General features: G+C 58.8%; 18 protein-coding genes and 2 pseudogenes. 16 read left to right on the forward strand and 4 right to left on the reverse strand.

The genetic code is table 11. The features are described 5' to 3' along the window. The first annotated feature begins 1,051 nt into the window (after positions 1-1,051). From GNZ12_RS30855 to GNZ12_RS30865, 3 genes are all read left to right on the forward strand, one after another. Positions 1,052-3,811, forward strand: a complete 2,760-nt coding sequence (locus GNZ12_RS30855; protein WP_172315918.1) for an MGH1-like glycoside hydrolase domain-containing protein — start codon at positions 1,052-1,054, stop codon at positions 3,809-3,811. A gap of 182 nt (positions 3,812-3,993) precedes the next feature. Continuing rightward, positions 3,994-5,004, forward strand: a complete 1,011-nt coding sequence (locus tag GNZ12_RS30860) for a LysR family transcriptional regulator (protein WP_172315919.1) — start codon at positions 3,994-3,996, stop codon at positions 5,002-5,004. Positions 5,005-5,206: 202 nt separating this feature from the next. Then, the gene (locus tag GNZ12_RS30865) at positions 5,207-5,875 is read left to right on the forward strand and encodes a peroxiredoxin-like family protein (RefSeq protein WP_172315920.1); all 669 of its coding nucleotides are present in this window, start codon (positions 5,207-5,209) and stop codon (positions 5,873-5,875) included. A 57-nt stretch (positions 5,876-5,932) separates the two neighbouring features. Here GNZ12_RS30865 and GNZ12_RS30870 read toward each other — a convergent pair whose 3' ends face one another. After that, positions 5,933-6,208 (reverse strand): hypothetical protein, encoded by a 276-nt coding sequence (locus GNZ12_RS30870; RefSeq protein ID WP_172315917.1) that lies wholly within the window; start codon positions 6,206-6,208, stop codon positions 5,933-5,935. Here GNZ12_RS30870 and GNZ12_RS44610 point away from each other — a divergent pair. The 6 genes from GNZ12_RS44610 to GNZ12_RS30895 all read left to right on the forward strand — a co-directional run bounded on the left by GNZ12_RS44610 (position 6,113) and on the right by GNZ12_RS30895 (position 10,455). Further along, complete coding sequence (locus tag GNZ12_RS44610) at positions 6,113-6,517, forward strand: protein kinase domain-containing protein (protein ID WP_172315929.1); 405 nt, start codon at positions 6,113-6,115, stop codon at positions 6,515-6,517. The two genes, GNZ12_RS30870 and GNZ12_RS44610, sit on opposite strands and share 96 nt — an antisense overlap. Continuing rightward, positions 6,399-6,890: an AAA family ATPase gene (locus GNZ12_RS43975; RefSeq protein WP_235993935.1), complete on the forward strand. Its 492-nt coding sequence runs from the start codon at positions 6,399-6,401 to the stop codon at positions 6,888-6,890. Before GNZ12_RS44610 ends, GNZ12_RS43975 begins: the two co-directional genes overlap by 119 nt. A 353-nt stretch (positions 6,891-7,243) precedes the next feature. Then, complete coding sequence (locus GNZ12_RS30880; RefSeq protein ID WP_172315921.1) at positions 7,244-7,474, forward strand: hypothetical protein; 231 nt, start codon at positions 7,244-7,246, stop codon at positions 7,472-7,474. Next, the gene (locus tag GNZ12_RS30885; protein ID WP_172315922.1) at positions 7,471-7,944 is read left to right on the forward strand and encodes a hypothetical protein; all 474 of its coding nucleotides are present in this window, start codon (positions 7,471-7,473) and stop codon (positions 7,942-7,944) included. Before GNZ12_RS30880 ends, GNZ12_RS30885 begins: the two co-directional genes overlap by 4 nt. 103 nt (positions 7,945-8,047) lie before the next feature. Next, positions 8,048-8,722: a GAF domain-containing protein gene (locus tag GNZ12_RS30890; protein ID WP_328806089.1), complete on the forward strand. Its 675-nt coding sequence runs from the start codon at positions 8,048-8,050 to the stop codon at positions 8,720-8,722. A gap of 773 nt (positions 8,723-9,495) precedes the next feature. Continuing rightward, complete coding sequence (locus GNZ12_RS30895; protein ID WP_172315924.1) at positions 9,496-10,455, forward strand: LysR family transcriptional regulator; 960 nt, start codon at positions 9,496-9,498, stop codon at positions 10,453-10,455. A gap of 129 nt (positions 10,456-10,584) precedes the next feature. Here GNZ12_RS30895 and GNZ12_RS30900 read toward each other — a convergent pair whose 3' ends face one another. Both GNZ12_RS30900 and GNZ12_RS30905 read right to left on the reverse strand, forming a co-directional pair. Further along, entirely contained in the window at positions 10,585-11,400 is an 816-nt protein-coding gene (locus GNZ12_RS30900) for an alpha/beta fold hydrolase (protein ID WP_172315930.1), read from the reverse strand. 129 nt (positions 11,401-11,529) lie between these two features. Then, a pseudogene (locus GNZ12_RS30905) lies at positions 11,530-12,069 on the reverse strand (2,4'-dihydroxyacetophenone dioxygenase family protein); the annotation flags it as partial. Positions 12,070-12,246: 177 nt separating this feature from the next. Between GNZ12_RS30905 and GNZ12_RS30910 the strand changes: the two are divergent. The 3 genes and pseudogenes from GNZ12_RS30910 to GNZ12_RS30920 all read left to right on the forward strand — a co-directional run. Further along, positions 12,247-12,453 (forward strand): annotated as a pseudogene (locus GNZ12_RS30910) (MFS transporter); the annotation flags it as partial. 317 nt (positions 12,454-12,770) lie between these two features. Continuing rightward, positions 12,771-13,409, forward strand: coding sequence for a glutathione S-transferase family protein (locus GNZ12_RS30915; RefSeq protein ID WP_172315925.1), 639 nt, complete (start codon positions 12,771-12,773; stop codon positions 13,407-13,409). A 46-nt stretch (positions 13,410-13,455) separates the two neighbouring features. After that, positions 13,456-13,656 (forward strand): hypothetical protein, encoded by a 201-nt coding sequence (locus GNZ12_RS30920; protein ID WP_172315926.1) that lies wholly within the window; start codon positions 13,456-13,458, stop codon positions 13,654-13,656. 157 nt (positions 13,657-13,813) lie between these two features. Here GNZ12_RS30920 and GNZ12_RS30925 read toward each other — a convergent pair whose 3' ends face one another. After that, on the reverse strand, positions 13,814-14,131 hold the full coding sequence (locus GNZ12_RS30925) for an ArsR/SmtB family transcription factor (RefSeq protein ID WP_235993934.1): 318 nt from the start codon (positions 14,129-14,131) through the stop codon (positions 13,814-13,816). Between the two features lie 262 nt (positions 14,132-14,393). Here GNZ12_RS30925 and GNZ12_RS30930 point away from each other — a divergent pair, with 262 nt between their 5' ends. From GNZ12_RS30930 to GNZ12_RS30940, 4 genes are all read left to right on the forward strand, one after another. Beyond that, the gene (locus GNZ12_RS30930) at positions 14,394-15,182 is read left to right on the forward strand and encodes an alpha/beta hydrolase (RefSeq protein WP_172315927.1); all 789 of its coding nucleotides are present in this window, start codon (positions 14,394-14,396) and stop codon (positions 15,180-15,182) included. Positions 15,183-15,350: 168 nt separating this feature from the next. After that, positions 15,351-15,491: a hypothetical protein gene (locus GNZ12_RS45370; protein WP_328806087.1), complete on the forward strand. Its 141-nt coding sequence runs from the start codon at positions 15,351-15,353 to the stop codon at positions 15,489-15,491. A gap of 8 nt (positions 15,492-15,499) precedes the next feature. Beyond that, positions 15,500-16,315 (forward strand): D-2-hydroxyacid dehydrogenase family protein, encoded by an 816-nt coding sequence (locus GNZ12_RS30935; protein WP_328806088.1) that lies wholly within the window; start codon positions 15,500-15,502, stop codon positions 16,313-16,315. A gap of 197 nt (positions 16,316-16,512) precedes the next feature. After that, the coding region (locus tag GNZ12_RS30940; protein WP_172315928.1) for a Crp/Fnr family transcriptional regulator at positions 16,513-17,496 on the forward strand (984 nt) is incomplete at its 3' end.

Here is a 17,496-nt window from a genome sequence, read left to right on the forward strand (position 1 = left end):
CGTCTTCAGCATGGGGTTCGGTAACGTGATTTGCGTCCATGATGCCCTCCATTGAGCAAGCCTTGGCCACGTCAATCTTACGACTCGGGCCTTGACGACTCTCACGCTCATAGGATCTCGGAACGAACGCCGAGTACCTGTTCAAACTCAAGGAATCGCTGGCCTCCTTGAACGTTGCAGATAGCTATGTAGACAATCTGGTTGACGCTGTCGTCCGGCGTCAAGCCGAATTTTCGGAACTCGGCGGCACCCGGTAACCATGCTTGAGCATTGGTCTCGCGCACGAGGACGTGGACTTCCCTGGCGAACTCCTGCAGGTCGACCTCGCAAACCGCGAGGCGACAGAGTCAGCGCGGCAGGATCTGACGTGCCGCCCCCAAGTTGGAACATGACCGCCGTCGCGGCGGGCGCGTCGCATCACGCGACGTCGCGCTGATCCGAATCGTCGGCAATCCCGAGTTCGTTCAGCGAGTATTCGATGAATGCCCGGACCGATCAGCCCCATCACCCGGCCGGCCTCCGTAAAGCTCTTCGACTCCGCAACCCGCACGAAGGCCTCAACAGCGGACAGATCCACTCGTTCCTCCTACTACGGGCGCGCGCAACGCTCGACGGGGCACCTCGTCGGGCAGGTTTATCAAAGCGTCTCCCTGATTCGCAGAACCCTTAAATATTGGCTCATTTTATCGACAAGATACACCGCCCAACAATCGCCAACAATATTCATTTCTGCCGTGACTGACAGTCAATAAATATCACGTCGGGCACGATTCCGGATTCGCCGAAGCGACGGCACGGCTAATTCACGCGTTCACTGGATTCACCTCGGATTCGGTGGCGCACCACTCGTCATATAAAAGGTGAGACAGGGCGCTCACGGTGGGCGCCGAGTCTCTGGACGGAGCCTATAATGACTGTCCGGCTGTTCGTCGAAGCCTCATTGCCACGCTGAGCGAAGCAGGTCTTCCGACGTGCCCTTCTTCGAAAAAGCGCAAGTGCTTTTCTCTCGCATCGACCACATTGAATGATCGATTTGAGGTCCGGAGGTTCCATGCGACCGCGACGCACAATCAATCTGCTCCAATCGAAGGAGGGGGCCCGTCTCCATGGTCGGGAACTCGACCGATGGCGCCGCTGGGGGCCTTATCTGAGCGAGCGTCAATGGGGCACCGTTCGCGAAGACTACAGCGAATACGGCACCGCATGGGATTACTTCCCGCACGATCACGCGCGTAGTCGCATGTACCGTTGGGGTGAAGACGGCATTGCTGGATTCGGCAACGACCCGCTTGACTGGTGCGTGTCGCTCGCGCTCTGGAACGGGCATGACCCGATCATCAAGGAACGGCTCTTTGGGCTAACGAATGAGCAAGGCAATCACGGCGAGGACGTGAAGGAGCTTTACTTCTATCTCGACGGCACGCCGACTCATTCGTACATGAAGATGCTGTACAAGTATCCTCATGAGGCGTATCCGTACCAGGATCTGATCGACGAAAACCGGCGGCGCGGCGCCGATCAACCTGAGTATGAAATACTCGATACGGGCGTGTTCGACGACAACCGCTACTTCGACATCTACGTTGAGTATGCGAAGCACACACCCGACGATATCGTGATGCGCGTTACCGTCGAAAACCGCGCCGATCAGCGGGCGGCGTTTCATGTCTTGCCCCAATTCTGGGCGCGCAACAGGTGGCAATGGTCGGGCAAGCCTGGCAAGCCGTCGCTGACGCTGACGCTGGAGCCCGGCACAGAAGACAGCGTGTGCGTCATCGCCCGCAATCCCGCGCTCGAAACGATGATCGTGACGGCGTCGGCGCAACAGCCGGTCGAATGGCTGTTCTGCGAAAATGAAACCAACGTGCGGCGCATTTTCGGCCTCGAAGGAACGGGACCCTTCAAGGACGGTTTCAATGACTTCATCATTGCTCGCGACGAGCAGGCGATCCGGCGCGACAAAGGCACCCGCGCCGCTGCGCATGTGCATCTCCAGCTCGCCCCTCATGAGAGCTCAGTGCTCTATCTGCGCTGGCGCCCAGAATCGTCACCGACTGCGGCTCCAGAGGCCGTGCCGCTCGATGTGGAAGATCTGTTCGCGCGCCGCCAGGCGGAGGCTGACGAATTCTATGCGGTACTTCAGCACGACATCGCCGATGCCGATATGCGTCTCGTGCAACGTCAGGCGCTCGCCGGGATGCTGTGGTCGAAGCAGTATTACCAGTTCGACGTAACGCGCTGGCATGACGGGGACCCCGGTCAACCGAATCCGCCGAAAGCGCGCCGACACGGCCGTAACGCCGACTGGCGGCACATGTGCAACGGCGACATCGTGTCGATGCCCGACAAGTGGGAGTACCCGTGGTACGCGTCGTGGGATCTTGCATTTCATGCGGTCGCGTTCGCGGTGATCGATCCCGACTTCGCCAAGAAGCAATTGCTGCTGCTCGTGAAAGACCGCTACATGCACCCGAACGGGCAATTGCCCGCCTACGAGTGGGCGTTCAGCGACGCGAATCCGCCGGTTCACGCATGGGCAACGTGGCGTGTGTACGAACTCGACCGCGAAGTGACAGGCGTTGGCGACCTCGGGTTCCTTGAAATGATGTTCCACAAGCTGCTGCTCAATTTCTCGTGGTGGGTCAACCGCAAGGATGCCGATGACCGCAACATTTTTCAGGGCGGCTTCCTTGGGCTCGATAATATCGGCATCTTCGATCGGTCTTCATCGCTGCCGACTGGCGGCCGCATCGATCAGGCCGATGGCACTGCATGGATGGCCTCGTACGCACTCGACCTGATGCAGATTAGCCTCGAACTGGCGATGCAAAATGACGCGTACGTTGAAATCGCCGTGAAGTTCTTCGAGCATTTTCTCTATATAGCAGAAGCGATCAATTGCAGCGACGGCTGCGGTACAGGCTTATGGGACGAACACGACGAATTCTTCTACGACTTGCTGCACCTTCCGGATGGAACTCAGGTGCCGATGCGCATTCGCTCGATCGTCGGGCTGATTCCGCTGTTCGCCGTACACGTGCTCGAAGATCGCGTGTACGGCCATCTGCCCGGCTTGCGTGAACGGCTGGCGTGGTTTCTCGATCATCGGCCGAATCTGGCGAAGCTGGTGTCGCGCTGGACCGAACCCGGCAAGGGCAACACCACGCTGCTCTCGCTGTTGCGCGGGTACCGGATGACCGCTCTGTTGCGCCGCGCGCTCGATGAAACCGAATTTCTGTCTGAGTATGGTGTGCGGGCGCTGTCCCGCGTGCATCGTGACGCGCCGTACGTCTTCGACCATGGCGGTGCGACCTTCTGTATCAACTACCTGCCTGGCGAATCGAACTCACGCGTGTTCGGCGGCAATTCGAACTGGCGCGGCCCGGTCTGGATGCCGGTCAATTACCTACTGATCGAATCGCTGTATGAGTTTCATCGCTACTATGGCGACGAGTTTCGCATCGAATATCCAACCGGTTCGGGCAACCTGTTCTCGCTGAGCGAGATTGCCGACAAACTTGCGCGGCGCCTCACTGCGCTCTTTCTCAAAGACGCGCACGGCGTGCGGCCCGTGATGGCCGCCTATCCGATGTTGCAAGCTGACCCGCGCTCGCAGGATCTCATGCTCTTCCACGAGTACTTTCACGGCGACAATGGCCGCGGCGTCGGCGCTTCGCATCAGACCGGCTGGAGTGGACTCGTCGCGCTGCTGCTCCAGCCGCGTATGATGAAAATCTCCCACGCAGAACCGGATACCGCGGCGGTGGCCGCGCCAATCGTCGAAGACACAGCACCCGTCGTGGCGCGTTAGAGCCCGGTTGCTGGAAAACAATGCACGAACAATTCCAGACTCACAAAACCACGCGCCAACCCAGTCGACTTGCAGCGTGAGGGAGAATATTCGTTGGTGGAATAAATGATATCAACAGTTCGCCAGTAGCCAAGATCCAACCCTGATCGTACAGTCGAATCCAGCAATCGAAGGAAATTGTCATGGACAGACTAAACGCGATGCAGGTTTTCACGAAGGTCGTGGATCTGAATAGCTTCTCGAGAGCAGCGGAAGCGCTCGACCTGCCGAATGGATCGGTCTCGACCACGGTTCAGGCACTTGAGTCCCACCTCAAGGTGCGCTTGCTCAACCGAACAACCCGACGCATCAGTCTGACGCCCGACGGTGCCGCCTATTACGAACGCTGCATCCGGATTCTCGCGGATGTCGAAGCAGCCGAGAGTTCACTGATCGCCACCGGCAACACGCCCACCGGCAAGTTGCGCGTGGACATGTCTGGCTCGCTGGGCCGTTCGATCGTGGTGCCCGCTCTTCCTGACTTTCAGGCGCGATATCCAGGTATCGAGCTCATGCTCGGCCTTGGAGACAAGGATGTGGATCTCGTTCGGGAAGGTGTCGATTGCGTCGTTCGAATCGGAGAACTTCCCGACTCTTCACTCGTCGCGCGCCGGCTCGGTTCGCTCGAAATGGTCACCGTCGCCAGCCCGAGCTACCTGCGCCAGCAGGGTACGCCGTCCAATATTCGCGATCTCGACAATCATATTGCCGTCAATTACCTTTCGAGCAGGACCCGAAGTTTCATCAGTATGCATTTCGTGGTTGAGGGCAAGCGCACCGAGGTGAGGATGCGATCCATTCTCGCGACCAATGAAGCCGACGCGTACATTGGTTGCGCGGCCATGGGGCTCGGGATCATTCAGGTTCCTCTGTTTCTTGCACATTCACGTCTCGCACAAGGGGATCTCGTCGAGATTCTTCCGGATTCCCGCCCCACACCGCTGCCCATATCCGTGGTTTATCCCCACTATCGACACCTGTCGCCGCAAGTCCGTGCCTTCGTCGAGTGGATTGCCGAACGCTTCGAACAAAGTCCACTGTTCAATCGCCACGACGCTGCACCTGCGCCTCGCATATCCACGGGTGATCGGGTCGAGCCGAATTCCGGCAAAGCGCAAACGGCAGACGCGCGCATCGTGGAAGCCGCCGTCTGACCCTTTTGATTCGAGGGCGTGACTCGCATCCTTCACGCCACAAAGCGCCACTCACCCGGTAGCCATGCTTGCGGAGAATGGGAGTTATTCATGCTGGCGACCTACCCGCGCGACGCGAGTTCCCGGAAGATCATATTTAAGACGAGCCGACGGTTCGCCAAGCCAGATTCGACATCCCCGATCAACCCACCAGAGACTTATCATGTCACTTCAGAACAAGCTCGACGCATTCAAGGCCGATTTCAAGGCAGGCAAGCCGCCGTACAACGCACCACCCGAAATCCATCCGATCATGGAACGCGCGACCGCGGAACTCATCGCCAGCGGCCAGGCCACCCGCACCGTCAAGGCGGGCGACCGCGCACCGCAATTCCGCCTGCAGGACCAAGACGGTAACACGGTGTCCTCTGCCGAGCTGCTTGCCACGGGACCGCTTATCGTCACGTTCTACCGCGGCGTCTGGTGTCCGTACTGTAACCTCGAACTGCAGGCGATGAACGAAGTCCTGCCCCAGATTCAGGCACTCGGCGCCAACGTGGTCGCCGTCTCGCCGCAGACCGCCGTCAACAGCCGCAAGTCCGTACGCACCAACGAGTTGCGCTTCCCCGTACTGAGCGACGTCAAAAACGAGACCGCCGCCGCGTTCGGCCTGCGTTTCAATCTGCCCGACTATCTGGTCGACTTGTACAAGATGCTCAAGAACGATCTGCCGTCGTTCAACGGCGATCCGAGCTGGACGCTGCCGATGCCGGCACGCTATGTCATTGGCCAGGATGGCGTTGTGCTGTACTCCGAAATCAATCCCGACTACACGCATCGGCCCGACCCGTCGGACATGCTGCCGGTCCTCAAGAAGGCCGTCAGCGTCTGACCCGGCCCTCGCCCGCGCCGCGGCATGCGGCGCGGTCTCCCCTGTCAAACCACCGCATCACGCGACGTCGCGGAGATCGGAATCGTCGGCAATCCCAAGTTCGTTCAGCGAGTTCATGGTCCCGCCGCGACTCGGCGGACTGATACGCCACGCAGTCATGAAGCGCAAGATCGTCGGGCGACGCGGGAGACCCATGTTCGTCCAGGTATTCCCGACTCGCGCACGCCACTCAAGCAGATGCTTGGCGAACCGTTCAGTGTCATTCGCCTTCTCCGGCTCGCTTCCCACATCACAACCGCGGTCGGCCATATGCATCGGCATGGCCAGATTCACAAAGACATCAAGCCGGCCAATGTGCTCGTGGACGAATCATACGGATCGGTACGTCTCACCGGCTTTGGCATCTCGACGCGTTTACACAGATCCAATGGAATGGGTCCATTGCCACATCGCGAGAATTCCGCTTTCGCCGAGCGAGCGTGTACCAGGCATACCGGCGCAGATCTCTGCGATCGTCATGAAGCTGCTGGCGAAGATTGCCGACGATCGTTACCAGACTGCCTCCAGCGTCGAGAGCGACCTATCGCGCTGCCTTGCCGAATGGGAGGCAATCGGCAAGATCACTCGTTTCCTTCTAGCTGAACGCGATGTCCCCAACCAGCTTCTGATTCCCGAGAAACTTTACGGACGGGAGCAGGAAGTTGCGACACTGCTTGGCACATTCTGCCGCGTCGTCATCAACGGACGGCCGGAGCTGGTGCTCGTTTCCGGCCCCTCCGGGATCGGCAAGTCCTCTCTGGTCAACGAACTGCATAGCGTCATGTTGCCGTCGCGAGGGCTTTTCGCAACGGGCAAGTTCGATCAATCCAAACTCGACATCCCTGATTCGACACTCGCACAGGCGTTCCAAGGGCTGGTGAATCTCCTGCTCCGAACGTGCGAGGCCGACCTGGTCAGCTGGCGCGACGAGCTTCTGGGCGCGCGTGGTGAAGTGCACCCCGCCGGAGAGGCTTGAGGAAGATATATTCGAAATCGTCAACCAGTACAACCATGGCAGCGCTTTGCCGCTGCCCCAGGATGAGCTTGACAAAGCAGCCAGATTGAATCTGATCGCCGGCAGGCGTGCGAAGGACTCGACCGCCTACACATCCGCACTCGGATATCTCGGCGGCGGCATGGCCCTGCTCGACGACGACTGCTGGAATCGATCCCGCGATCTGATCTTCTCGCTCGAACAGGAACGCGCCGAATGCGAGTTCTTGACGGGGGAACTCGACGCCGCCGATCGTCGACTGACCGCTCTAGCCGGAGCACACATTGAACACTCGCGAACGTTCGTCTGTCGCATGTCTGCTGATGGACGTTTGCATGACGCTTTCTCAGAGCGATCGGGCGATCGCGATTGCGCTCGACTATTTGCGGCAAATCGGCATCGTATGGTCGCATCATCCGTCGGCGTCAGAGGTTCAGCACGCGTACGAACGGATTCTCTCGTCCGTTGGCACCCGGCCTATCGAAGAACTGATCGACCTGACGATCATGCGTGATCCCGGGTCGCTCGCAGCCGTCGAAGTTTTGACCAAACTCCAGCCAGCATGATGTTCGCGAACTACGAGACCGGCTTCCGGTTCGGTCCGCTTGGCTACGCGCTCGTCGAGCAACGCGGACTCGTACGATTCAAAGCCAGTACGTACCTGTGCATCGTTATCTTCGTGATGCGCTGGACGCAACACGTGCGAGCGAGCCGCCCGGTCCTGCAAAGCGCATTCGACGCCGCGAATCACATCGGCGATCTGCAATACGCGGCCTTTGGCTGCAACAACCTGAACTCCGATCTTCTGTTTTCCGGCGATCATCTCCCGGACGTACAAATCGAAGCCGAGCGCGGGCTTGCGTTCGCCCGGAAGGCAGGACACGGCCTCGTCGTCGACATGATCGACACGCAGGTCGCATTGATTCCAATGCTGCGCGGCGCCGTTCCGACTACGCAATGCCCGTTACTGCTACCTGCGCTGGGGAGCGGACGGCAAGGTCAGTCACCTCGAAGCGATATATCCGGACCTGAATAGCCAGGACGCGGCCATCGCGCCTGCTCGCACGATCCGGACACCCGTCGAGCGCCTCGATCTCGACACCGTCATCAAGGTCTCGCAAGCGGTCGCGGGCGAGATCATCCAGGAAAAGCTCGTTGATACCCTCATGCGCATGGCCCTTGAACAGGCAGGCGCTGGGCGCGGCTTGCTGGTTTTAGCGAACGGCGAAGCGCCGCGCATTCTCGCCGAAGCGTCGACTATCTTCGACACCGTGTCAGTGCGACTGTGTGATGAGCCGCTTTCCGCCACTGCGTTGCCCGAAACCGGTCTCCACTATGCATGGCGTACAGGAGGAAACGTGATCGTGGACGACGCGATTGCGGAGCCGGCTTACGCCGCCGATCCGTACATAGCCGAACACCAGACGCGCTCGATGATGTTTCTCCCGCTGATGGCCCAGACGAAGCTCGTCGGTATGCTTTATCTCGAGAACAATCTCGCGCCGGGCATCTTTGTCCCGAACCGGATTGCCATGCTGAGGTTACTTGCGTCCCAGGCGGCAATCACAGTCGAGAATGCCCGCCTGTATCGGGAACTCGAGCAGCGCGAAGCGAAGATTCGCCGTCTCGTTGACGCGAACATCGTGGGGATTTTCATCTGGGACCGCGACGGAAGGATTTTCGACGCCAACGACGCATTTCTCAGTATCGTGAGCCGGACCCGCGACGAACTCTTCGCAGGCCACCTGCGGTGGACAGAACTAACGCCCTCCAGCTGGCTCGCGCAGGACCGCCAGCGAATTACAAAGAGCTGATCCATGATGTTTCCGTGTCGTCCGCTTCAATGTCGTTGGACACCTCACTCGCCAATACGGCGACCGAACCATACTCGTCGAATTCCCTATGACTCGATGTTAGCGACAAGATCGATGGGTAACAACATACGTTGGTATCGCTCGATGTACTTCCGAACATCACTTCGCGCTGGATCCACTCGTTCGCCGATTGGCAAGCCCCATCGCCCCCGCGCCGAAGTCCCAGACACACGTATTCCACTCTGGATTGAGTTTTATAGACCTCACGCGTCTTCTGGAGAGGCGCGTCGTTGACGCTGTGCATGGCAAGGGGGCTCGCATGTTCCTGCACTCGGCCTTCTGCGCGTACACACTGCCTGCATAAAGCACGGCGCAAGCCGCCAATATGGGAAACACCGGTTTCTGTCGCACGTAGACAACTCCTGTTTATGGGCACGTAACTCGTCGGCTCGAGTCGATTGCGTAGCTGGCCAACGCGCTCAAATGTTAGTAACTGGATCGGGAGCGGACTACATACATAGGTATCAAGTCGATATACGTTGCGGCGCACTCCGTGTCGCCTCGACAGTGCTTCGGTCGCCATCTGCCTTATCCGCCCGCTGGTTGGACATGACGATATAGACACGATACGTATGTATGTTGCCGTCACAATGCGCGGCTTATATCCTCTTTACAGTCCTTTCGGAAGATCCGACGTGACAACAGACCGCGACCGGGAAGCACCGCCACCTTCCTCGTGCCCCGCTGTTTGCTACATTCAAGGAGAATTGATAGTGGATCAATTGACGGCACTTGGAACCTTCGTGCGCGTAATCGAAACCGGTTCTTTCTCGACCGCTGCACGTTCGCTCGGCGTGGGTCAGCCCGCTGTATCGAAAGCCATCGCGACATTGGAAGAACGTCTTGCAGTCCGACTACTGCTTCGATCGACGCGCGGCTTGACCCCAACCGACGCGGGTGAGGCATTTTACGAGCGGGCGAAGCGCGTGATGCTGGAAGTGGAGCAAGCTGAGCATGTGGCGCGAGGGGCCAGCACACGCTTATCGGGGCGAGTACGTGTGAGCGCAGACGTGACGTTTACGCGATTGCACCTCATGCCCGCGCTCAACGGGTTTCTCGACACGTACCCGGATCTTGCACTTGATATTGTTCTGGACGATCGCAATGTCGACCTGCTTGAGGAAGGCGTCGACGTCGGCTTGCGGACCGGAACGCACGACATTTTAAATATGCCGGCACGCAAGCTCGGGGAAGCACCTCGGTGTGTCGTCGGTTCCCGAGCCTATTTCGAGCGCGCCGGCATCCCCGCTACGCCAGGCGAATTGAGCTGTCATCAATTTATCAACTATAGCCAGCAAGGTGGTGGACGCGTCTGGACGTTTCGACGAAACGATGCCGAGTCGTCCGTTTCCCTTAATGGCCAGCTGTCGGTGAGTGCGCTTGAAGGGGTACGCGAAGCAGTTCTCGCGGGTGTGGGTATAGCGGTCGCGCCAGAGTGGATGTTTTTGCCCGAACTGAAGAGTGGTCAGGTCAGGACCGTATTGACGGATTGGCGCCTCCCCCCATGTGAGCTATGGGTGGTCATTCCCGCGGGCCGGATGGCAAGTAGAAAGACGCATGCTTTCATCACCTTTGTGCAGGAAACGCTCGGACACGCGAATGCTTCGGTAGCGACGCCACAGCCATGCGGCAGCTATTTTTCGGAGCCTATCCAAGAGGCACTGACTTTATGAGACTCAGACTCCACCAATGCCGCACAAGCGGCTTCCGGGTGCCGGGCGGCTACCACTGTTCGTCAATCGAATGAGCCAAAGAGCGAAACAGCCGGCAAGCGATCTCCGTCCTTTGCCAGCCGCGCTGCATCAGGCGAAGAACCGGACCAGCGCACGAGCCACTGCGGCCGCGTCATTTCCCATTGGAATGTGTCCAGCTTTTGGAATCCGGACCAGTTGCGTATTCGGGATCTCCCTGGCGAACTTCTCAGCGTACTCGACGAGCTGGAAGCTGTCGTCGTCGCCCCACACGAGCAGCTTTGGCGTCTGCGACGCACGAAGGCGCGGCAACAGTTCCATCGTGTAACGACTGTCCGCCGCGCCGGCAAGGGCCAGCCAAGACCGGGCTACGCGCGGATCGGTCCACGGATCGAGATACTCCTCCACTTCGCTTTCCGCGGCCGGGCGGGCCAACGCCGTGAGCACGGACTTGCGACGAGCGGTGAGGACGTCGTCTGTGGTCGTTGCAGCCGCGACCGCCGGGTCGCGGAACCGGGCAGCGCCAGGCACGGGCCACGAATCGAACATGACTGCGTTGACGAGCGCGAACTTGCTGACCACAATTTCCCCATCCACGAGGACCTGCTGTGCGACGCCCCCGCCGATGTCGTGCCCCGCGAGGCCCACAGACCCGTCAATACGCAGCGCAGCGAGAAACTGCGGCAGCCAACCCGCCAAGGCGGGGATCGAGGCATTTGCGACAGTCAGCTCGCCGCCGGACCGGCCAAATCCAGGGAAATCCAGAGCGATGGGCCGTAGACCGGCGCCAGCCAGACCGTCGAGGACCGGCTGCCATACCCGGCTCCAATAAGTGCCGTGCAGTAGCAATAAAACAGGCCCAGTCTGGTCCCCTGCAGTAAGGTAGCTAACCGGTATGCCAGCTACGTCGACGGCTCGTCGTTCCATGGTGATTTTCCTCGGTTGTCGGCGGCGGCGCCCAAGCGACTCGCTGCTTCTGGCCGCCGACCTGCTTTCGGTATGTCCGCGTGCGCGCCCCGGGGACCCCGAGAGCTCGCACGTAATTAAATCGCCCCAACGAATAAACTGCTTTACGTAGTCAGCACCCAAACCGATTTCTTCGTAGTGCCTGCGAGCTGCTTCGATCTTCGTGAAGACGTCTTCATATCCCACCGCTACACCTTGCGGATCGACGTAAGTGTAGCCACCTGTGACGTGAAACCACGTGATCATCTCTTCGACGTCCTCAGGCACGTATAGCGTATGGGTCTCGCCTGCTGGCTCGTGGGCATAGCCACCCTGCTCCGCCACCCAGTCATGCTCCAGGTAGTACCATCGCCCCCTCAAAACGATCGCGTGGACGGGCCCGGTGCGGCGGTGACGCGAAAGCACACCAGACTGCCGAACCCGCAGAAGATTGACGTAATAACCTTGGCTTGCGCTCAGAAGCAGTGGTTTGAAAGACACCGTCTTGGTCATGGGTACCCACAGGTTATCGTCTTCCAGCCATTTGTCGAGGATTCCCACATGCACGAGATCACGTGACATGTCTGCGGGTTGTGGCAGTTGGTAGGGAATCGCCTGCTGATCAGGCTTTCTTACGGTTGCGCTGGTCATACTCCAAACCTCCAAAGAAATACAGGGTGTCGGGAACAGCGGTCAGACTACGGACCTCACCGGGTTTGATAGGCGGATGGTGCGCGCAACGTCACGCTAGCGGAAGAAACTTCAAGTACATAACATTCATTCCCGACCGGCATACAGCGCTTGACGTCGCTACGACGTCCCGTTCCTGCAACTGCCGGGCCGATCGCTGGTCCCGCCCTCGGCGGATGGATCACCAACAGCTATAGCTGGTCGTGGGTCTTCTATGTCAACATCCCCGTTGGCCTATCCGCCAGGGCGGCTACGTGGGTCATATATCACCGCCGTGAGACGCCGGCCCGCAAGCTGCCGATCGACATAGTTGGACCAGGACTTCTCATCACCTGGGTGGCGGCTTTTTTTCAGGTCGATGATGCGAGCGCGTATGTTTTCTTCAACGCTGTCGTCGACACACAGTCCGCAATGTCGGGACTCCACGACATCTTTTACATTTCCTCCGTAATATTCTTCGTGACCATTCCGCTCATCTGGATTACCAAGCCCGCGCGCAGCGCGGGTAGCGCCAACGCAGGCAATGCTCATTAGTCGTTGCCTGAACGACCCATGGTATTTATGCCCCTCTGGAATTTTAGTTATGCGTCCGCGAACTCTACCGCTATCGGAGCGGTGCAAGCATGATCTGGCGACGGTTACCCTTACCTTACTAAACAATTATGATCGAAGTCTATGCATTTTCTACCCCCAACAGCGTCCGTGTTCCGGTTGCTCTGGAAGAGATGGGCATCGCGTACGAACTGAAACCCGTCAACGTCCGCAAAGGCGAGCAGAAGGAAGCGAGCTTCCTTTCGTTCAACGCAAACGGCAAGGTTCCGGTACTCGTTGACCCTGAAGGTCCCGACGGAGGTCGCTTCGTCCTGACCGAGTCGACCGCGATCCTGATCTATCTTGCGGAGAAGTCAGCAAAGCTGCTCCCGGCCAAGGGCAGCACGCGCGCTCGGGTGTTTGAACAGCTTTCGTTCCAGATCTCTGGAATCGGTCCGGCGTTCGGACAGTTAGGCTATTTTCTGAAGCAGGCGCCCGAGTCCGTACCGCCGGCCGTCGCTCGCTTCAGCGCAGAAGCGCAACGCGTAATGAAGGTGTTTGACGGTGTTTTGGCGCGCTCTGAGTTTGCGGCTGGCGATGAATTCACAATCGCCGACGTCTCTCACTTCGGTTGGTTGTGGAGACGGCAGTTTGCAGACATCGAATTGCAAGCCTTCCCCAACGTACAAAGATGGTATGACGCTGTCGCAACACGCCCAGCCGTGGAGAAGGCCGTCGCACGGGTCACCGCGCTAGTGCCTGCAGCCTAGCCATTCCCGGATTCCAAAGTTCCGTTTGCATGTATAACGCGCGGGATTGACCCGCGCGTTCGCCTACCCACAACTTCTCTCGCTGTCGACCAACCACGAGGTTCCACGCAATGTCGAATCGCCATTCGGCTACGGCAAGAGCGAGTGGCACAAAGCGTTGATGCTCGCAATGGCAGGCACTTCGCGACACACCACGATCCGCTTGTTAGAGTACGGCGAAACCTTAATTGAGTTTTCCAGTGATTAAAAATCAATTTTGTGAAACTACACTATTCAGTATTCCTCTGTTATTACGATCCACGAACGAATAGCGTATGTCTGAGCGTGGTGTAAGTGCGCAAACGGTAGCCGCCGAACAGGCGTCGCGAGTGGAAGCCAGCAGATTTCAGCGAACTCACTGTCCATCAGAGGTCGTTGTTAATGGACGCCACAAACGAGCGAATGACCGCCTCATCACGTGACATGAATACCCATTGCCCCAAGCGCTTCGTTGTCACGAGTCCGGCCTGTTGCAAGGTCGACAGATGCGCCGACACGGTAGATTTTGACAAACCAGTGCGGGCGTGAATCATGCCGACTGATACGCCATGGGGAATCAGCGGATCCGCGCCGGGGAAATAGGCAGACGGGTCTCGCAGCCAACGGAGAATGTCCCTTCTGAGCGAACTAGCCAATGCTTTGTGAATTGAATCGACGTTGATCATCGGAGATGAGTTGTACATTGCGCGGCAGATCGAAAATTCTACACCGCAGTAGCTCGATCAGGAAACGCCGGGCGCACGCATATCATCTATTCCCACGCGGAATTATTTTCCATATCCAATGACCGGCGCGACAGGGCAGCACAATCGCGGACGCATCTTTCGAACCAGACGAATTCTCTTATCGGATTGCTCACGTTTATCTCGGCTATAACGCACCTCATAATTGACCCCATCACATCGAAGCTGAATCTTCCCCAATGCGCTTTCTGAGAGCCCTCCAATGAACGCAAAGCTTGAAGTAGATGATGTCCCGATATCGGGACACGAACAGCACATCATGTTGCGCAGCTACAGGCCTACTTTCGAGAAGCGCACACTTCCGATCATCCTCTATTTTCACGGCGGAGGATTTACAAGCGGAGACCTCGAGGAAGCTGACCTCGCTGCTTCACAAGTGGCGGAACGAATCCCGGCTTGGGTAGTTTCGGTCGGATACTCCCTTGCGCCTGAGTTTCCGTTTCCCACTGCGCCGGAAGACGCGTACATTGCGTTGGCGTGGGCCGTGCGCAATGCTCGCCACTATCGCGCCGACGCCGATCGGATTGGAGTGGCTGGCCACGACGCAGGTGGGAACATTGCCGCAGGGCTCGCGGCAATCGCACGTGACCGCAGACAGTTCAGGATATCCGCGCAAGCGCTTCTCGCTCCGCTCCTTGACCCGAGCATGACTCGCCTCGCAGACCTGAAAGACGTTCCGCCAATCGACCGTGGCGCCGACGAATGCGCGCGTTGTTACAGGGCCTATCTCCCTCAGGCGATGCAGCGAATTCACCCCTACGCAGCGCCCATTGAATCGCGGCGCCTCGTCGGTCTACCTCCGACGTTAATCGCGAGCGCAGAGCATGACCTCGTACGTTCCGATGGTGAAAAGTATGCAGCTGAATTGATTGCGGCGGGTGTGCCCGCCGAAGTAAGGCGCCACACCGGCGCCACTCATCAAGAGCTTGCGTCCCATCCGTCGGTTCTAGTCGACGTTGCTTCATTTTTTCGAAGGCGTCTTGGTACGTGACTCGCTAGGCCGCCCTATTTTTTTTCACAATATCAATAATGACATCATTGTCAAACACCCTTTCGGAGCAAGCTGAACAGGAGCGCTTCTGCAAAAGCAAAGTAGACCGCCTCCTACCCGATTGCACCGCCCCGTTTCAATCTTGCAGGCAAAACAGGAGTGAGCAACATGAACACGCATTCCCACGTCAAGGTAGCCATACTCGACGACTATCAAAACGTATCGCTTAGCCTCGCGGACTGGTCACCGCTAGATGGACGTGCAAGCATCAGTGGTTCAATGATCACGTCGCCGATACCGATGCCATAATCAATCGGTTGAAGCCATTCGACGTCGTATGTGTGATGCGCGAGCGCACGCCGTTACCGCGCGCGATCCTCGAGAAACTACCGAACCTCAGGCTGATTGCTTCAACCGGCCTCGCGAATGCGTCGATCGACGGGGACGCTGCCGCCGATTTGGGCATCGACGTTCTCCATACGGGCTATTCGTCCACCCCGACAATCGAGTTTACGTGGGCACTGATTCTGTCGATGGCACGAAAAATTCCGCAGGAAAATCAGTCTCTGCGTAACGGCGGATGGCAGCTCTCGCTAGGCGAGGAACTGGCAGGCAATACACTTGGCCTGTTGGGCCTGGGGCGAGTCGGATCCGCGGTCGGCCTGATCGGCCGGGCATTCGGCATGAAGGTTGTCGCATGGAGCCAGAATCTCACGCCGGCGGTCGCCGCGGAACACGGCGTTCAGTACGTCGCGAAAGACGAGTTATTTTCGACGTCCGATTTCCTGTCCATTCACGTCCGCCTCAGTCCTCGCACTCATCATCTCGTCGGCGCCGCCGAGTTCGCGAAGATGAAGCCGACGAGCCGGCTGATCAACACCTCCCGAGGTCCGATAGTCGACGGCGCCGCACTCCTCGACGCACTCAGGACAAACCGGATTGCCGGCGCAGGGCTGGACGTATACGACGTCGAGCCGCTTGAGAACCCACACCCGCTGCGCGAACTTTCCAATGTACTCGCCACGCCACATATCGGCTATGTGTCTAAGGAATTGTACCGAACGTTCTACAGCGACACGGTCAAAAACATCGTTCACTGGCTGGACGAAGCCGGTCGAACAGTGCAGATCTAGCTGCTATAGGCCGGGAGCTTATCGGGCGATCGTCCCCCTTCGTTCAAGCTGCTCCACTTTCGAGTTCATCGTGGTCGATGGCCCGCCTTCCGAGCCTGGAGCCTGGCAGCGCTTCCTGGCTTCGCGCACCTGGAAGAAAATCCAGGGGTAAGATAACTTCCTCTGGTTGGCCAGGACCCGCCGCGACGCGGACCACCATGAATAGCGACTCCGATTTGACCAGCGGTGCATCACCTCGCAATGATGCTGCCGACTCGAGCGGATTCTCGTGTGACTTGAGAAACGAGGATCCCAGCGTACGGGAAAACCCTCGGTACTATCAACTGTATCCCACGCTAACGGATGCAGAAATCGACAGGATGCGGCGCTTCGGAACGCTACGTCACTGTTCCGCAGGCGACTATCTGTACCGCGTAGGAAGCGTGAGTCCCGGCATGTTCGTGTTCCTGTCGGGGGCGGTACGCGTAATCGGCCGCGATGGCCTGGGGCGCGAGCGCGTGGTACGCGCGAACATGCAGCGCGGTGAATTCAGTTCCGACATCGGCCAGTTGTCCGGCAAGCCCGCCCTGGTGGACGCACGTGTGATCGACGATGTCGAAGCGCTCGTGCTTCCTGCGGAAGGTCTGCGGGCATTGATGGTGGCCGAGGCTGAACTCGGTGAACGGCTCACGCGCGCCCTGATCCTGCGGCGCATAGCCGCCATCGAACGCGGCGACGGGCCCGTCCTCGTTGGCGCAAGTGACAATCCTCGCCTCGTGTCGCTGCGCAATTTCCTGCGACGAAACGGCCATCCGCATGTCGCACTCGATGCCCAGCAGGATGCGGAAGCCATCGCGCTGATCGAACGGCTCGCTCCGAAGCTCGACGATTTTCCTCTGGTGATATGTCCCAACGGCGCCTTGCTGCGCAATCCCGATGAACTGCAACTGGCCTCGTGCCTCGGATTGCTGCCTGAGTTCGACCCTGAGCATGTCTACGATCTGGTCATTGTCGGCGCCGGTCCCGCCGGGCTTGCAGCGGCCGTATATGCAGCATCCGAAGGCCTTTCCGTGGCCGCCCTGGATTGCCGGGCGCCAGGCGGCCAGGCCGGCGCCAGCTCACGCATCGAAAACTATCTGGGCTTTCCCACCGGCATTTCCGGCCAGGCGCTGGCCGGGCGCGCCTTCCACCAGGCGCAGAAG

The sequence above is a fragment of the Paraburkholderia solitsugae genome (assembly GCF_013177695.1).
In the GTDB taxonomy this organism is placed as follows: domain Bacteria; phylum Pseudomonadota; class Gammaproteobacteria; order Burkholderiales; family Burkholderiaceae; genus Paraburkholderia; species Paraburkholderia solitsugae.